The organism is Rhodomicrobium sp. R_RK_3 (assembly GCF_002198715.1).
GTDB lineage: Bacteria > Pseudomonadota > Alphaproteobacteria > Rhizobiales > Rhodomicrobiaceae > R-RK-3.
The window spans coordinates 52,691-67,829 of sequence record NZ_MWLK01000034.1; the positions used below are offsets into that span (position 1 = coordinate 52,691).

Annotated in this window: 16 protein-coding genes; 6 read left to right on the plus strand and 10 right to left on the minus strand. The window is 66.0% G+C overall.

Annotated elements, in window-relative coordinates:
* Nucleotides 1-22 precede the first annotated feature (22 nt).
* Entirely contained in the window at nt 23-274 is a 252-nt protein-coding gene (locus BLEFHOIH_RS20950) for a hypothetical protein (protein ID WP_088347986.1), read from the plus strand.
* 54 nt (nt 275-328) lie between these two features.
* Here the strand turns inward: BLEFHOIH_RS20950 and dprA are convergent, their stop codons facing one another.
* Genes dprA through BLEFHOIH_RS20970 form a run of 4 tightly spaced genes read right to left on the minus strand, consistent with a single transcriptional unit; the run spans nt 329 to nt 4,439 of the window.
* Nucleotides 329-1,510 carry a DNA-processing protein DprA gene (gene dprA, locus BLEFHOIH_RS20955; RefSeq protein ID WP_088347987.1) on the minus strand — a complete coding sequence of 394 codons (1,182 nt, stop codon included), beginning with the start codon at nt 1,508-1,510 and terminating at the stop codon, nt 329-331.
* The gene (gene plsY / locus BLEFHOIH_RS20960; protein ID WP_088347988.1) at nt 1,491-2,111 is read right to left on the minus strand and encodes a glycerol-3-phosphate 1-O-acyltransferase PlsY; all 621 of its coding nucleotides are present in this window, start codon (nt 2,109-2,111) and stop codon (nt 1,491-1,493) included. The genes dprA and plsY overlap by 20 nt, the downstream gene beginning before the upstream one ends.
* A gap of 31 nt (nt 2,112-2,142) precedes the next feature.
* Nucleotides 2,143-3,477 carry a dihydroorotase gene (pyrC, locus tag BLEFHOIH_RS20965; protein ID WP_245297124.1) on the minus strand — a complete coding sequence of 445 codons (1,335 nt, stop codon included), beginning with the start codon at nt 3,475-3,477 and terminating at the stop codon, nt 2,143-2,145.
* Nucleotides 3,478-3,485: 8 nt separating this feature from the next.
* On the minus strand, nt 3,486-4,439 hold the full coding sequence (locus BLEFHOIH_RS20970) for an aspartate carbamoyltransferase catalytic subunit (RefSeq protein WP_088347990.1): 954 nt from the start codon (nt 4,437-4,439) through the stop codon (nt 3,486-3,488).
* 132 nt (nt 4,440-4,571) lie between these two features.
* On the opposite strand from BLEFHOIH_RS20970, the gene BLEFHOIH_RS20975 reads away from it, so the two are divergent.
* Entirely contained in the window at nt 4,572-6,200 is a 1,629-nt protein-coding gene (locus BLEFHOIH_RS20975; RefSeq protein ID WP_170937308.1) for an acyl-CoA dehydrogenase family protein, read from the plus strand.
* A gap of 9 nt (nt 6,201-6,209) precedes the next feature.
* Nucleotides 6,210-6,998, plus strand: coding sequence for a molybdopterin-binding protein (locus BLEFHOIH_RS20980; protein WP_088347992.1), 789 nt, complete (start codon nt 6,210-6,212; stop codon nt 6,996-6,998).
* Nucleotides 6,999-7,027: 29 nt separating this feature from the next.
* Here the strand turns inward: BLEFHOIH_RS20980 and BLEFHOIH_RS20985 are convergent, their stop codons facing one another.
* The 3 genes from BLEFHOIH_RS20985 to BLEFHOIH_RS20995 form a co-directional block, all read right to left on the minus strand.
* Entirely contained in the window at nt 7,028-7,951 is a 924-nt protein-coding gene (locus BLEFHOIH_RS20985; RefSeq protein WP_088347993.1) for an NAD-dependent epimerase/dehydratase family protein, read from the minus strand.
* Between the two features lie 233 nt (nt 7,952-8,184).
* Nucleotides 8,185-9,060, minus strand: coding sequence for a hypothetical protein (locus BLEFHOIH_RS20990; protein ID WP_088347994.1), 876 nt, complete (start codon nt 9,058-9,060; stop codon nt 8,185-8,187).
* Between the two features lie 79 nt (nt 9,061-9,139).
* Nucleotides 9,140-9,970 (minus strand): AraC family transcriptional regulator, encoded by an 831-nt coding sequence (locus BLEFHOIH_RS20995; RefSeq protein WP_088347995.1) that lies wholly within the window; start codon nt 9,968-9,970, stop codon nt 9,140-9,142.
* Nucleotides 9,971-10,104: 134 nt separating this feature from the next.
* On the opposite strand from BLEFHOIH_RS20995, the gene BLEFHOIH_RS21000 reads away from it, so the two are divergent.
* Nucleotides 10,105-11,079 carry a threonine dehydratase gene (locus BLEFHOIH_RS21000; RefSeq protein ID WP_088347996.1) on the plus strand — a complete coding sequence of 325 codons (975 nt, stop codon included), beginning with the start codon at nt 10,105-10,107 and terminating at the stop codon, nt 11,077-11,079.
* Nucleotides 11,080-11,257: 178 nt separating this feature from the next.
* On the opposite strand, the gene BLEFHOIH_RS21005 is transcribed toward BLEFHOIH_RS21000, so the two are convergent.
* Nucleotides 11,258-11,779, minus strand: a complete 522-nt coding sequence (locus BLEFHOIH_RS21005) for a neutral zinc metallopeptidase (RefSeq protein WP_125461841.1) — start codon at nt 11,777-11,779, stop codon at nt 11,258-11,260.
* A 224-nt stretch (nt 11,780-12,003) separates the two neighbouring features.
* Between BLEFHOIH_RS21005 and BLEFHOIH_RS21010 the strand changes: the two genes are divergently transcribed.
* Together BLEFHOIH_RS21010 and pqqA are read left to right on the plus strand one after the other, a co-directional pair.
* Entirely contained in the window at nt 12,004-12,924 is a 921-nt protein-coding gene (locus tag BLEFHOIH_RS21010) for a LysR family transcriptional regulator (RefSeq protein ID WP_170937309.1), read from the plus strand.
* 147 nt (nt 12,925-13,071) lie between these two features.
* Nucleotides 13,072-13,164 (plus strand): pyrroloquinoline quinone precursor peptide PqqA, encoded by a 93-nt coding sequence (gene pqqA, locus BLEFHOIH_RS21015; RefSeq protein WP_088347999.1) that lies wholly within the window; start codon nt 13,072-13,074, stop codon nt 13,162-13,164.
* A 121-nt stretch (nt 13,165-13,285) separates the two neighbouring features.
* Here the strand turns inward: pqqA and BLEFHOIH_RS21020 are convergent, their stop codons facing one another.
* Nucleotides 13,286-14,077 (minus strand): DUF2189 domain-containing protein, encoded by a 792-nt coding sequence (locus BLEFHOIH_RS21020; RefSeq protein WP_088348000.1) that lies wholly within the window; start codon nt 14,075-14,077, stop codon nt 13,286-13,288.
* A 491-nt stretch (nt 14,078-14,568) separates the two neighbouring features.
* Nucleotides 14,569-15,072: a hypothetical protein gene (locus tag BLEFHOIH_RS21025; protein ID WP_088348001.1), complete on the minus strand. Its 504-nt coding sequence runs from the start codon at nt 15,070-15,072 to the stop codon at nt 14,569-14,571.
* Nucleotides 15,073-15,139 lie beyond the last annotated feature (67 nt).

Consider the following 15,139-nt stretch of genomic DNA (forward strand, 5'->3'; position numbering starts at 1 on the left):
GACTATAATTAGAGGGAAGCCAATGATAAGTGGCCAGGCCGTGACCCATTTGAGAAAAAGCCATATTTTAAACATGAGCGAAGCAGATTCCGCGGCCCCGATCACGCCCGAAGCGGGTCCGGTGGGGGCCAAAGCCGTCGCCGAATATTCAGCCGAGATCCTCACAGAATTGCGCGATTTGGCGAGTGGGGCGGGGCTTACTTTCCTCGCCTACCTCATACAAGTGGCGGTTGAGGAGTCAAAAATTCAAGCTGCCGATCCCGAACAAGGCTGATTTACCCAGTCAACCGGCCAATTCTGAGGCGGTTGCGTTGCGTTTCGGCGCGCATCACGCCGCCGGAACGGGCTCGGGCCGGAGTGAGATGCATGCATTGTCGTGCCGCTCGATCCGCCCGGCGAGGTCGAGTTCGAGCAGCGCGACGGCAAGCTTGCGCGGGCTAAGACCGGCCATGCGCAGCAGCATGTCCGGATGCTCGGGGGCGAAGCTGAGCGAGGCAAGCAGAGTCTCGCGGTCCTCAGACGTAGGCTCGTCGCTTCCGCTTGCCGGCACCGAGGCGATCCAGGCCGGCGATTCGGCGGGCTCCTCCAGGCGCGACGGCCGGCGGAAACCAGAGAACAGCTCGGCGACGATCTCCTCGGCGGCCATGACCAAATGCGCGCCGCTCTGGATCAGTTTGTTGGTGCCGATGGCGCGGGGGTCGAGCGGGTGGCCGGGCACGGCGAAAACCTCGCGATTTTGCTCCAGCGCCATCCGCGCCGTGATCAGTGAGCCCGATTTCTGCGCCGCCTCGACCACCACCACGCCGGCGGAAACGCCGGATATGATTCGGTTTCGCCTCGGAAAATCCTGGCCGCGCGGGGCAAATCCGGGTGGGCATTCGGTCAGCAGCAGGCCGCTTAGGGCGATGGCTTCGTGCAGCGCGGCATTTTCCGGTGGATAAATCATGTCGATGCCCCCGGCGACCACCGCGATCGTGCCGGTCGGCAGCGCGGCTTCATGCGCCGCCGTGTCGATGCCCCGCGCCAATCCCGAAGCGACCGCTATATCGGCACGGCCCAGATCTCGTGCAAGGGTCGCCGCGAAATGGCGCCCCGCCGCCGAAGCGCCGCGCGAACCGACGATGGCAACGGTCTTGCCCGCCGCCAGCTCGGTCCGGCCGCGCGCGAAAAGGATTGGCGGCGGACCGGGGATCTGCTTGAGCAGGCGGGGATAATCGGTCTCGGGCAGCGCGATGATGCGCGCGCCCGCCTTCTCCACCGCCTCCCATTCGCGCATCGCCAGGTCGCGGCGATGCGCCGGGCCATGGCGCTGCAAGCCACCGCGCCGGCGCAATTCGGGCACGGCCTCAAGCGCAGCGCGGGCATTGCCGAAATAGTCGATGAGTTCGCGGAAGGTGATCGGGCCGACATTTTCGGTGCGAATGAGCCGGATCCAGTCGAGCTTTTCCTCGTCGCTCAGCCTGCCGCGACCGCCGGAAAATGCCCGTGCCTCAGCCCTTTCCTCCGCCAATCTTGCTTTCCCCGCCGCTCATGAGTCGCGAAATATTGGCATGATGGCGGATGAAAACCAGGATTGTCAGCACCGTGAAAAGACCTACGGCCAGCCATTTGCCGAGCCCAAGCAGGATCAGGGGCGTCGCGGCGGCGGCGGTCAACGCGGAGAGCGAGGAATAGCGGCTGATCCAGGCGACGCCGAGCCAGATCGCGCAGAAGGCGACCGCCACCCAAGGCGCGATGCCGGCGAGGACGCCGATATAAGTCGCGACGCCCTTGCCGCCTTTGAAGCGTAGCCAGACCGGGAAGAGGTGCCCCAGAAATGCGCCGAGCCCGGCCACCGCGCCGAGTTCCGGCCCTGCCTCGGATGCGATCAGAACGGCGGCGAGGCCCTTGGCGAAATCGCCCAGCAGGGTCAGCGCGGCGAGGCCCTTGCGGCCGGTTCGCAGCACATTGGTCGCGCCGATATTGCCCGAGCCGATGGCGCGGATGTCGCCGGCACCGGCAAGGCGCGTCAGGATCAGGCCGAACGGGATCGAGCCCAGCGCGTAGCCGAACAGCAGAGCGAGCGCGATATCGGCCGGCCCGCCCAAAATCGCGGCGGCATTCGTGACCATGTGACAGTCCCCACTAAAACCGCCCGTCGCGTCAGACGCGCAGCGGCAAATCCGCATAGCTATAGACGCAGCGCCCCGCCACGAAAGTTTTCAGCGCCCGCCCCTGCAGCACCATTTCATCGAACGGCGAATTCTTCGATTTCGACGCCAGCGTCTGCGCGTCGACCCGCCACGGCATTTCCAGATCGACGAGGCAGAGATCGGCCGGCGCGCCGATGGCGAGCCGCCCACCCGGCAGGCCCAGCAATTGCGCGGGCCGGATGGTCATGGCGGCGAGCAGCGGCTGCAAGGCGGTCGCGCCATTATGATAGAGCTGCAAGGCGGCGGGCAGCAGCGTTTCGAGGCCCAGCGCGCCGTCGGCGGCTTCGGCGAAAGGCCGGCGCTTCATGTCGGCGTCCTGTGGGTCATGCGCGGAGACGATGACGTCGATATCGCCGCGATGCACGCCGTCGACCATGGCGCGGCGGTCGCTTTCGGGGCGCAGCGGCGGCTTGATCTTCAGATAGGTGCGGTAGGAGCCGATGTCGTTCTCGTTCAGCGTCAGATGGTTGATGCTGACGCCGCAGGTGACCTTCAGCCCGCCCTTGCGCGCCTCGCGGATGACCTCCAGCGAGGCGGCGCAGGAGATGCCCGCCGCGTGATAGCGCCCGCCGGTCAGCGCCGCGAGCCGCAGATCGCGCTCCAGCATGATGGTCTCGGCTTCGGCCGGGATGCCGGGCAGGCCGAGGCCGGATGAGACCTCGCCCTCGTTCATCACGCCGACATCGGCCAGATGCGGGTCCTCGATGAAATGCACGATCAGCGCGTTGAAATCCTTGCCGTAACTCAGGATGTTGCGCATCACCTGCGCATTGGCGACGCTGCGCTTGGCATCGGTGAAGGCCAGCGCCCCGGCCTGCCGGAGCAGGCCGATCTCGGTCATTTCCTTGCCGGCGAGGCCCTTGGTCATCGCCGCCATCGGGTGGACGTTGACAATGGCGGTGTCGCGCGCCCGCCGCTCGATGAAATCCACCAGCGAGACGTCGTCGATGGCCGGCTTGGTGTCGGGCATGCAGATGATGGTGGTGACGCCGCCGGCCGCCGCCGCGCGGCTCGCCGTCGCCAGCGTCTCGCGGTGCTCCTCGCCGGGCTCGCCGGTCGAGACCTGCATGTCGATCAGGCCGGGGATAAGGAGATGGCCTTCGCAGTCGATGAGCTGCGTGTCGGGTTCGTCGGAGCCGGTGAGGTGCGGGCCGATATCGGCGATCGCCCGGCCCTCGATCAAGAGCCCGCCGCGCTCGTCGCGCCCGGACATGGGGCACAGGAGCCGCGCATTGGTCAGGATGGTGCGGCCGCTCGAAGGAGGCATTTTTTCTGGTGCGTTCATGATGGCGATCAGCCTCGCAGGTGGCGGGCGAGGACTTGCAGCACGGCCATGCGGACGGCGACGCCCATCTCGACCTGCTCGCGGATGACGCTGCGCGGATGGTCGGCGACGGCGGAGGAGATTTCGATGCCGCGGTTGATCGGGCCGGGATGCATGACGAGTGCGTCGGGCTTGGCCTTTTTCAGCTTCTCGTTGTCGAGGCCGAAAAAGTGGAAATATTCCCGCGTCGAGGGCACCAGCGAGGTGGTCATGCGCTCGCGCTGCAGCCGCAGCATCATGATGATGTCGGCGCCGGCGATGGCATCGTCGAGCTTGGTGTAGACTTCGACGCCCATGCGCTCGGTGGCGGGCGGAAGCAGGGTCGAGGGTGCGGCAACGCGCACATTGGCGCCGAGCGCATTGAGGAGGAGGATATTCGAGCGCGCCACCCGGCTGTGCAGAATATCGCCGCAGATGGCGACGATCAGGCCGTCGATGCGGCCCTTGCGTCGTCGGATGGTCAGCGCATCGAGCAAAGCCTGCGTCGGGTGCTCATGCTCCCCGTCGCCCGCATTGACCACGGCGCAGTCGACCTTCTTGGCCAGCAATTCGACCGCGCCCGCCGCATGATGGCGCACGATCAGAATATCCGGCCGCATGGCGTTGAGGGTGACGGCGGTGTCGAGCAGCGTCTCACCCTTCTCGATGGACGAGCTTTTGATCGCCATATTCATCACGTCGGCGCCAAGCCGCTTGCCGGCCAGCTCGAAAGAACTTTGGGTCCGCGTCGATGATTCGAAGAAAAGGTTGATCTGCGTCCGCCCGCGCAAAATATCGCGCTTCGCGGTGACGCGCCGATTGTAGTCCGCATCCGCATCGGCCAAATCCAAAAGGCCGATGATTTCCGCCGGGCTCAATCCTTTGATGCCGAGCAGATGCTTATGCGGGAAGTAGAATTTTTGAGAAGCCAGGGCGACATTCATTAAAGCGCTGTTATACTGATGTGAGTAAAGCGGGGCAAGCGCGAAGATCAAATTGGGAGCAGTTTGTACGCCAAAATGCGGGATAGCTCTAGCACGCTGTTAAGGACGGGACGGAATGGCGCAGATGAGGCCATGAATCAGAGCCCGATATTCGAGAATGTGAACCTGTTCGCGACCGACCGCGCGCTCGCCGAGGCCACCGAGCGCGAAGGCGCGGGCTGGGCCAGCGAGGAGCTTTCCGCGCTCGGACGGCTCGCCGGCAGCGCGCATGTGCTGGAGCTGGGCCGGCTTGCCAATGAGAATCCTCCGAAGCTGAAACTGATCGACCAGAAGGGGCGGCGGCTCGACAAGGTCGAGTTCCATCCGGCCTATCATGAATTGATGTCGATCTCCTTCGAGCACGGGCTGCATTGCGGCGAGTGGGCCGAACGGGCTGAGGGGCAGGAGCCGCGCCGGGGCGCCCATGTCGCGCGCGCGGCGCAGATGTTTTTGATGAACCAGGCCGAGTCCGGTCATCTCTGCCCGATCACCATGACCCACGCCGCCTTTGCCACGCTCGGCTTCAACGAGGCGCTGCTCGCACGGCTGATGCCGAAAATGGTCAGCCGCGATTACGATCCGGCTTTTGCGCCGATCGGGGAAAAGACCTCGATCACCATCGGCATGGGCATGACCGAGAAGCAGGGCGGCACCGATGTGCGCGCCAACATCACCGAGGCCGCGCCGCTCGGCGGCGGGCTCTATTCCATCACCGGGCACAAATGGTTCATGTCCGCGCCGATGTGCGACGGCTTCCTCGTGCTGGCGCAGGCGGCGGCCGGCCTCTCCTGTTTCTTCATGCCGCGCTTCCGGGCCGACGGCAGCCACAACGCCATCCGCATCGAGCGGCTGAAGGACAAGCTCGGCAATCGCTCCAACGCTTCTTCCGAAGTGACGTTTCTCGGTGCCGAGGCAACGCTGGTCGGCGAGGAGGGGCGGGGCGTTCCGGCCATCATCGAGATGGTGACGCTGACCCGGCTCGATTGCGCCGTGTCCTCCGCCGGGCTGATGCGCTTCACCCTCGCCAACGCGCTGCGGCACGCCAAATACCGCACGGTGTTCCAGCGCAAGCTGATCGACCAGCCGCTGATGGCCAATGTGCTCGCCGATCTCGTCCTCGAATCGGAAGCCGCGACCGCGCTCGCCTTTCGCCTCGCCAGAAGCTTCGACCGCGCGGGCGATGACCCGCAGGAGGCCGCCTTCCGCCGCCTGATGACGCCGGTCACCAAATATTGGATCTGCAAATCCGTGCCCGCCTTCGCCTATGAGGCGATGGAATGCCTGGGCGGCAATGGCTATGTCGAGGAGGGCCCGCTCGCCCGCGCCTATCGCGAAGCGCCGCTGAACGCCATCTGGGAAGGCTCGGGCAATGTGATGTGCCTGGACATCCTGCGCGTCATGCAGCGCGAGCCGGAAGCGGTCGAGGCCGTGCTGGCCTCCATCGAACCGGCGGCGCGGGACGATGCCCATCTGCGGGCGGCGCTGGACGGGCTGAAGGCTACGCTCGCGGCGGGGCCGATCCCCGAGGCCGATGCGCGCGCGCTGGCCGAGAGGCTGGCGCTGATCGTCGCCGCCTCGCTGCTGACGCGGCACGCACCCGCCGCCATCGCCGAGCCTTTCGCGGCGTCACGGCTCGCGGGCGGCTGGCGCAGCAGCTTTGGCGCCGGGCTGAAGGGGGCCGACCATCAGGCGATCCTTGCGCGCGCGGGCGAAGGGCTGTAGCCAGTCGCCATGACCGAGACCCCCGAAACGACCGCTACGCAGCCCGAAATCGTCACCGCCGCCATCCTGGTCATCGGCGACGAAATCCTGTCGGGCCGGACCAAGGATAAGAATATCGGCACCATCGCCGACCATCTGACCGCCATCGGCATCCGCCTGCGCGAGGTGCGCGTGGTCGCCGACGAGGAGGCCGACATCATCGCCGCGCTCGACGCGCTGCGCGGGCGGTACGACTACGTCTTCACCACCGGCGGCATCGGGCCGACGCATGACGACATCACCGCCGATGCGGTTGCGAAAGCCTTCGGCGTCAGCATCGACGTCGATCCGCGCGCCCGGGCGATGCTGCGCGAGCGCTTGAGCGAAGCCGATCTCACGCCGGCCCGCCTGCGCATGGCGCGTATTCCCGCCGGGGCCGAATTGGTCGACAACCCGGTTTCGCGCGCGCCGGGCTTTTTCATCGGCAATGTGATCGTGATGGCGGGCGTGCCGCGCATCATGGAGGCGATGCTGGCGAGCGTCACGCCGCGTTTGCGAACGGGCGCAAAACTGCTTTCGCTCAGCCTGCATGTGGATGCGCCCGAGGGCACTATCGCCCCGCATCTGTCGGCGGCGCAGGATGACAATCGCGACGTGCAGATGGGCAGCTACCCCTATTTCGAGAATGGCCGCCCCGCTGTCTATCTGGTCCTGCGCGCGACCGACCCGGCCCGCCTGGAGCAAGCCGCTCAGGCGCTGGAGGCGCGGCTCACCGGCGGCGGGCTTCCGCATGAGCGGCGCGCGCCGGACGCCACGTAGAGGCCGGAATCCGGCCCGACGCGAAACGGTTACGAACGCACCGCGTAGGGCGCCAGGGCGCGCCGGAGGATGTCGCTGGGCTGGTCATGGGCGAAGGTGAAGCCTTGCTCCAGCGCACGCACCGGGCGGATGTCGTAGCTGAGCAGGAAATAATCGGCGCTGCCCCCCAGAAGCGGACGGGCGAGCCATTCCGGGATCGTCCCGCGGATGGGCTTGCGCAACACCCCGGCGATGGTCTCGGCCACCTCGCGGAAGCGGGGCAGGTTCGGCGAGACGCAATTGATGATGCCCTCGCCCGCGCCGCCCTCTGCCGCCCAGCGCATCATGCGGACCGCATCGTCGAGATCGACGAGGGGGACGATCTGCTCGCCGTCGCCGACGATCAGGCCGCCGACCCGGCCGAACAGGCGCACCAGGCGCTTGGGATAGCCGTCCGGGGCGCAGACCATGCCGAAGCGGATCACGCTGACCTTGGTCTCGCCGCCCGACGCCGCCAGCGCCGCATTTTCCCAGGCCCTGAGCGTCGAGCGGATGAAGGAGCGCGCTTGGCCGTCGATCTTGCTGGCCTCGGTATAGGTTTCGCCGCGCTTGCCGGGATAGATGCCGAAGGAGGAGGCCGAGATCAGCCGCGCCGCCCGGCCGCTCATGGCGCGGCCGATCATCTGGGCGGCGGTGACGCGCGAGGTGATGATCCGCGACTTCTTCCGCTTGGTCCAGCGGCCGCCGACCGGCTCGCCCATCAGGTGGAACACGGCGTCGACGCCATCCAGCGCGCGTTCGGGGAACTCGCCCTCGGCCGGGTCCCAGGTGAAGATCCTGGCCCGGTCGCCATAAAGCGCCCGCAACGTCCTGGCGTCGCGGCCGATCACATGCACGACGGCGCCGTCCGAGAGATAGCTTTTCGCGACGGCGCGGCCCAAAAACCCCGACGCGCCCGTAACCAAAACCACCATGAACGTCTCGCATCCCTCTGTTACGCAGCTCTCGGCGCCTATCGGACCGGGAGCCCGCGAAACTAATCGCCTTGCGGAATTTTCTAAACCGAATTCCGTTATTTTCCCGGCAATAAGCGTGCTGCGTTCAGATCGGGAGAATGCGTACGCGGCGGAGGGTCGCTCCGCCGTGCTTTTGGTCACAAAACGCTTCGGGCGGGATATCTCTCCCGCTCGTGCTCATCCGCTCTGTTTCAGCGGAAGCGCGTCATGTCGAAATTGGTGTAGCAATCGCGGCTTGGCAGGTTGGATTTGCCGCTGATCGCATCGGCGAAGGCTTCGCTCAGATTGACGCCCTCCTGCTGCGAATGGATGCCGACGATGATCACCGGCCGCTGCCAGCTCGTGTCGGCGGTCTCGTTCGCCGCCTGGCAGCCGCCGCGGAACTGGCCGAGATTGAGCGTCCAGATCGGCGTGTCCGCGCCGACCGAGGTGCTCAGCCAGCCGGCCGCCGAGGCCGCGCGCTGACGGGCGCGCTCGGTCTCCTCCTCGACCTGCCCCTCCTGAGAGGCCAGCCCGACCGCGATCAGCGCCGCCGAGCGCGACAATCCTTCGCGAAGCTCGGGCGTGAAGATGCGCGCGGGGGCCTCGCTCGCCGGGATGGCCTCGTCGGCCTGGGCAAGGTCGGTGGCGCTCTTGCGCGCCCAGGTCAGGTCCTTCGGCAGCACGGCGACGTCGAACGAGGCCCGGCGCTGCGCCAAATCCTTGCCCTCGATCGGGAAGATCACCGAGGAGCCCCAGCGCTGCGTCGTCACCGCGACCGGCTCGGCCGGCATCGCCGCGACGGGCTGCTCGACCTTCTCCACCTGCTTCGGCGGCAGCCAGCGATCCCTGAGCTCGGGATTGCTCAGCACCACCGCCCCACCGACCGCGACCGCCGCGACGCCGGTCGTGGCGACCGTCGCGACCGTGTGGGCCTTGAAGAAGCCCATGATCCAGTTGAACCAGTCATAGCGGCCGCTCCAGGTGTCGTAACGGTCGTACCAGCGATAGAGCCAGCCGAAAATGCCGCGATCTTCGTCGTCTTTCTTCTTCGCCTCGGCCGCAATCTGATTGTCGTCCGTGCTCATGATCCGCCCCCAATGATTTGCCGATAACCCCCATGCAACGAGTGAATTATCAGGCCCAAGGGCAGGCGAACAACCGTTTTTATGTCACCAGCCGGGGAGCGGCGGCGGCGCGATAGGCGGCCGGCGTGACGCCGATCAGACGCTTGAACACCGTCGTCATGTGCGGCTGGCTGCTGAATCCGGTCAGGTGCGCGATTTCGCCAGCGCTGTCGCGCGTTTGGCGGAGCAGGCGGCGCGCCTCGGCGACGCGGCGGCTCATCAGCAGATGATGCGGCGTCTGGCCGGTGGCGGCCTTGAAGGCGCGCAGGAAGAATCCGGTGGACAGATCGCAGGCCGCGGCCATTTCGGCAATGCCGAGGGGGCGGGAAAATTCGGCGTCGATCAGCGCTTCGATTCGGGCGATGCGGCGCGGCGTCATCGAGCGGGCCGGCGGGGGCCGCCGCCAGCCCGGCGCGCCCGCTTCGGCGAGTTCCCCGGCGAAGGTGGCGACCGCGGTTCCGATGGCGGCGGGATCGGCGACGCCGCCGAGCAGAGAACGGCGCAATGCGTGGGCCGCCGCGATGCCATCTTCAGCCACGCGGCCGGAGAAGCGCTCGGCGGGCAGTTTCTGGTCTTCGCCGGCCAGCATGTCAACAAGCCGGGCGGCGGGTCCGGTCAGCGTCAGATATTCGCCGCCCTCGCGGGCCTCGGAATAGATCGAGCAGCCGGCAGGCGTGAACGCCATGCCGTTGGCGACGGCTTGAAATGGGCGCACGCGATCGGAGGCGAAGGCGTGCTGGCCACTCTGGCTCTCGAAGGCAAAGCCCGCGACCGGCATATCCGGCGTGTATCGCGCACAATAAGCGCCGCGCGGCCAGAGCCGCAGCGTCAGGCCGTTGACCGAAAGCGCGCGTGATGGGCAGGCGTCCATCACGCAAAATTACCCCGGCCGCGCGGCCTTCGCAAATGTCGTGGCGGCGCGGCGTGGCAATAGGTCAATTTCGTGAAAGGGTGGATGGCACGGCTTGCGGCATGATAGGCGGGCACTCAAGGAGATCGACGCAAATGCCCCTGTTCAGCCTCGACGATTTGCATGCCGCCGCCCGCCGGATCGCGCCGCTGGTGCCGCCGACGCCGCAATATGCCTGGCCGCTGCTGGCCGAGCGCACCGGCTGCGAGGTCTGGCTGAAGCACGAAAACCATACCCCGGCGGGCGCCTTCAAAATTCGCGGCGGCATCATCTATCTCGACCGGCTGCTGGACACCTCGCCCGGCCTGAAGGGCGTCGTCACGGCGACGCGCGGCAATCACGGCCAGTCGATCGCGCTGGCGGCCTCGCGGCTCGGCCTTGCCTCGGTGATCGTGGTGCCGGAGGGCAATTCGGAGGAGAAGAACACCGCGATGCGCGCTTTCGGCGCCGAACTCCATATTGCGGGCCGCGATTTCGACGAGAGCCGCGTTCACGCTGCCCGGATCGCGGCGGAGCGCGGCTTCGCCATGGTGCCCTCCTTCCACGCCGATCTGGTGAAGGGCGTCGCGACCTATGCGCTGGAGCTGTTCACCGCGCAGCCGGAGCTGGATGCTGTTTATGTGCCCATCGGCATGGGATCGGGCATTTGCGGGTTGATCGCCGCGCGCGACCTGCTCGGGCTGAAGACGCAGATCATCGGCGTGGTGGCGGAGGCCGCGCCCGCCCTGGCCGACAGTTTCGAGGCGGGGCGGCCCATGCCCGCCAAGAGCGCCGCGACCTTCGCCGACGGCATGGCCTGCCGCGATCCCGATGCGGATGCCTTCGCCATCATCTGCGAGGGCGCGGCGCGCGTCGTCCGTGTCAGCGAGGACGAGATCGCAGCGGCGATCCGCGCGCTTTTCGCCGACACGCACAATACGGCCGAAGGGGCAGGAGCCGCGGCATTGGCGGCGCTGCTGAAGGATGGCGCCGCGATGCGCGGCCGACGCGTCGGCCTGATCCTCAGCGGCGGCAATATCGATACGGATCGGCTGGCCACGGTTTTAGGAGGCGGAACGCCGAAGCCTTAGGGCGGTGAAGCATTGAATGGCGGCAGCCGACACACCCACTCTTGTCATTCGAGCGAAAGCGGGAATCCAGTACGCCGCAGCGTTCGCTCTAACACTCTGCCGAACGGTTAGGTTTGCCATTTACTGGATTCCCGCTTTCGCGGGAATGACAATCATTGGGGGTTTTAGACTACTCCCCCTACCGCTCCGGCCCGCCGCCTCCAGCGGCGCAGTCGCGGATCAGCGTGGCGCGCATGTCGCCGGCCGGGTAGCCGCCGGCGCCGGTCGGCATGGCGCCGAAGGACTGCATCCGGCGCACCGCCTCGCGGATCGCGTTGCGCCGGTTGGCGCGCGCCAGTGCGACCCCCGCGCAGCAATCCGCGTCCAGCTCGACGCTGCGGTTGACGAAAGACATATCCAGCAATGCCTGCTCGCGCCGCTTCTGGCGGAGCCGCTGCAGATGGCCGCGCGTGTGATGGCAGCATTCATGCGCCATCAGGAAATCGCGATAGGCAAGATCGCCCGCCGCATTTTCCGGATTGATGTAGATGACCGGGCGCCCGTTCGCGTCGATCCTCGCCTGAGCCTGGGTGAGAATATCGCGGCGGACAAAGGTCGCCACGCTGCAAAACGGGTTGTGCAGGCGCGGCCCATGCGCATCGGCCTCGTCGGCCCGCGAGGCGCCGCCCGCCGACAGCGAGAGGATGAAAATCGCCGGCATCAACAGCCGGACCAAACCGCGACATTCCATAAGACCATATCATGGCACGGACCGGGCGAGGCGAACAGCGCCGGGGCTTTACGGGCCTCTTGCGGAATTTTCCTAGGCCTACGGGCAAGTCCATCTGGACCTTGTGGCCGCAAACGGCTCATACTGTGGAGAATTCGGCAGGCTCAAAAAATAATGAAGCACAAGCCGGCCACTGGATCTGGGAGGATCTCGTAATGGACGTCCACGGAATGCGGGTGTTCGCCCGCGTCGCAGCCCTCAGCAACATCTCCGCTGCCGCCTGCGAATTGGAAATGACCCCCGGTAATGTCAGCAAGCGCTTGCAGACGCTGGAAAACTCGCTCGGGGTCCGGCTGTTCGATCGCAATACGCGCATGATCCGCATCACCGAGGAGGGCGAGATGCTGCTCCGGTCGGTGACGCGCATTCTGGCCGAGATCGACGAAGTGCGCGAGACCTTGGCGGAGTCGGCCACCCATCCGCGCGGCACGCTGCGGGTCACGGCGCCGGCCGCGCTCGGGCGGCAAATCCGGCCCGGCATCTGCGAATTTCAGCAAAAACACCCAAATGTGACCATCGACCTCAACCTGACCGACCGCATCCTCGACATTCTGGAGGAAGGCTACGACGTCGCCATCCGCACCGGCCCGCTGCCCGACAGCCAACTCATCGCCAAGCGCCTCGCGCCGGACAAATATTACATCCTCGCCTCGCCGAAATATGTCGCCAAGAATGGCGGGCCGAAAGTGCCCAACGACCTCAACGGACATAATTGCCTGGTGCAGGGCGAGAATTCGGTCTGGCGTTTCTCGAACGGCAATTCCGAATTCGCGGTGCGGGTCAGCGGCAACCTGTCGAGCAACAGCACGGAAATGCTGATCGACGCCGCTCTCTACGGCCTCGGCCTCGTGCGCATTTCCAGCATGAAGACGCACGACGTCATCCAGAGCGGACAGCTCGTGCGGGTGCTGGAGGATTATGACGTGGCGGGCGATACCGCGATCTGGGCGCTGTTCCCATCCTCGCGGCACATCTCGCCCAAGGTCAGGACCTTCCTCGACTTCTTCGCCGATCGCTTCCGGCGTCACCAGAATGACAGCGCCGACGCGACCATGTGGCTGAAGGCGGCCGAGTGAGCAGTGATCCGTTCCGGTTTGGCACGGGTTCATTGACACAAAACTGGAACGAAACGTGGCCAATTGACTTTCGCCGCGCCGAACCTAGATCTAGGATGTGAAATGGCGGACCGTAAGCAGTCCGCATGGCAAATTGGAGATGCGCCAATGCAGAAGAAATCCTGGCAGAAGCCGCAGGTCACTTCGACGGAAACCAGCCTTGAAGTCACCGCCTATCTGCCGGCTCAGCTCAGCCGCTAAATTCTAGGCGGCGGCGCGCCCCTGTCGAATGGGAAGGCGCGCCCGGCTTCATATCCTGCATGGGCCCTGCGTCCGGCAACCTGCCGACGCGGGGTTTTTTGTGCCTGGCAGGGCAGGGGTGCTATTGCACGACGACCTTGCGGTAGAGGTGCCAGGTCGAATGGCCCAGGATCGGCAGCACGACGGCAAGGCCGATAAAGGCCGGCAGCGAACCGATCAGCAGCGACGCCGCAATGATCAGTGCCCACACCGCCATGGTGAAGGGGTTGGCGGCGCAGGCTTTGGCAGAGGTGGCGATCGCCATCGCCGCGCCGACATCGCGATCGACCAGCAGCGGAAACGACACCACGCTGATGACGAAGGTAACCGCCGCAAAGAAGAACCCGACGCCACAGCCGATCAGGATGAGCTGCCAGCCCGCATCCGTGGTGAGGATGGCGCGGACGAAGGCGCCGAGGGATGGCGGGTTCCAGCCGCCGAAAGTGGTCTCATAGAGTGCGAGGGCGGTCGCCTCCCACAGCAGGAACAGCGCCATTAGCACCAGCGCCAGCAGGGCGATCGAGCGGACGCGCAGCAGGGTGAACACGTTCAGCGCGGCCCAGGAGAAGGGCAAGCCTTGCTCGCGCCGCCGGCTGAGTTCGTAAAGGCCGATGGCCGCGATCGGTCCGAGCAGAGCGAAGCCGGCGACCAGCGGGAAGGTCAGGTAGATCAGATTATAGCCGAAGGTAATCCACAGCAGCAGCAAGCCGACGACCGGGTAGATGAAGATCAGAAACACCGAATAGGTCGGCATCGCCTTGAAATCCTCGAAGCCTAGTCTCAAGGCGTCCTGAAGGTCGTTGATGCCGATCTTGCGGATGCGAGGCAGGGGGGTGTCGATGGGGACGTCGAAATCCGAATTCACGCTCGCCATGATGGGCCTCTTCTCTCGCTCGTTGAGCGAATGGGGACGGTTTGCTGGGATACGCAACGCTCGGTGCGCCAGGCAGCCGCCGACCCGTTCAAAGACCGCAAACCGGCGCCCGCGTCGATTGTTCCGACCCGCAGCGCGAGAAAGGGATAAGGAATTTTACGTAACGCCGGCTCGGGCGGCGATGCCGTACACGTCTGATGAACCGAGCAATAGCAGCGCCAGCCTTGCGCGGAGCTTATGGGTCCGAAGCGGCTTAGACCAGGAGCCGTTACAAAATTCACAGCCGAGTTCCCTCTCCCATGGTGAGAGGGTTAGGGTGAGGGGGTAATCCCTCTCGGTTGGACGGACATCGCCTCACGGAGTGGCATTACCCCCTCATCCGGCGCTGGCGCGTGCCGCCCTCTCCCCCTGGGAGAGGGCTAGGCTGCGGCGACTGAAGGGCTGAGAAAGACCACGACGCCGTGGCCATTTCCATCTCACGCCGTGCCGCTCTATGCGGTGGTCAGGGCCAGCGCTTCGGTGAAGCTCAGCGAACGGATGCGGACGCCGTCGAAATAGATGAAGGCGAGGTTGCGCCGCCGGGAGACCATCTTGGCGGGCAGCGGGTCGTAGCGCATGGAGCCGCCACCGAGCTGCGGCGTCACTGCGCCGACATCGACGGCCTCTTCGGTCTCCACGCGCAGCAATTTCAACTCGTCGCCCTCGGCGGTGCGTCCCGCGAAGGGGATGCGGGCGAGGCGCAGGAAGCTGGTCGGGTCGGGCGCGGCGGAGAAGCCGGTCAGGAAGGCGGACTCGACGAGGTCGAAATCGGGCTCGCCTTCGGCAGCGTGGGAATGATTGGCGGAGGGGTCGTGCGGCGTCTGCCATTGCACGGCGGCCTGACGGCCCTTGGCATTGTGGCCGATACGGTGCGGCTGGGCGTGCTCATGATCGTGGTCGTGGCCGGCGTGATCGTGATCATGATCGTGCGAATGATGGGCATGGTCGCGGTGCATTGCGGTTCTTTCTTATCCTGCGCCCTCGAGCGGCGGCGTCCGCGCCCTCTCCCGCGGGAGAGGGCAA

Coding starts and splice junctions, on each gene's coding strand:
- BLEFHOIH_RS20950 (WP_088347986.1), top strand. CDS start 23: ATGATAAGTGGCCAGGCCGTGACCCATTTGAGAAAAAGCCATATTTTA.
- plsY (WP_088347988.1), bottom strand. CDS start 2,111: ATGGTCACGAATGCCGCCGCGATTTTGGGCGGGCCGGCCGATATCGCG.
- pyrC (WP_245297124.1), bottom strand. CDS start 3,477: ATGAACGCACCAGAAAAAATGCCTCCTTCGAGCGGCCGCACCATCCTG.
- BLEFHOIH_RS20970 (WP_088347990.1), bottom strand. CDS start 4,439: ATGAATGTCGCCCTGGCTTCTCAAAAATTCTACTTCCCGCATAAGCAT.
- BLEFHOIH_RS20975 (WP_170937308.1), top strand. CDS start 4,572: ATGAATCAGAGCCCGATATTCGAGAATGTGAACCTGTTCGCGACCGAC.
- BLEFHOIH_RS20980 (WP_088347992.1), top strand. CDS start 6,210: ATGACCGAGACCCCCGAAACGACCGCTACGCAGCCCGAAATCGTCACC.
- BLEFHOIH_RS20985 (WP_088347993.1), bottom strand. CDS start 7,951: ATGGTGGTTTTGGTTACGGGCGCGTCGGGGTTTTTGGGCCGCGCCGTC.
- BLEFHOIH_RS20990 (WP_088347994.1), bottom strand. CDS start 9,060: ATGAGCACGGACGACAATCAGATTGCGGCCGAGGCGAAGAAGAAAGAC.
- BLEFHOIH_RS20995 (WP_088347995.1), bottom strand. CDS start 9,970: ATGGACGCCTGCCCATCACGCGCGCTTTCGGTCAACGGCCTGACGCTG.
- BLEFHOIH_RS21000 (WP_088347996.1), top strand. CDS start 10,105: ATGCCCCTGTTCAGCCTCGACGATTTGCATGCCGCCGCCCGCCGGATC.
- BLEFHOIH_RS21005 (WP_125461841.1), bottom strand. CDS start 11,779: ATGCCGGCGATTTTCATCCTCTCGCTGTCGGCGGGCGGCGCCTCGCGG.
- BLEFHOIH_RS21010 (WP_170937309.1), top strand. CDS start 12,004: ATGGACGTCCACGGAATGCGGGTGTTCGCCCGCGTCGCAGCCCTCAGC.
- pqqA (WP_088347999.1), top strand. CDS start 13,072: ATGCAGAAGAAATCCTGGCAGAAGCCGCAGGTCACTTCGACGGAAACC.
- BLEFHOIH_RS21020 (WP_088348000.1), bottom strand. CDS start 14,077: ATGGCGAGCGTGAATTCGGATTTCGACGTCCCCATCGACACCCCCCTG.
- BLEFHOIH_RS21025 (WP_088348001.1), bottom strand. CDS start 15,072: ATGCACCGCGACCATGCCCATCATTCGCACGATCATGATCACGATCAC.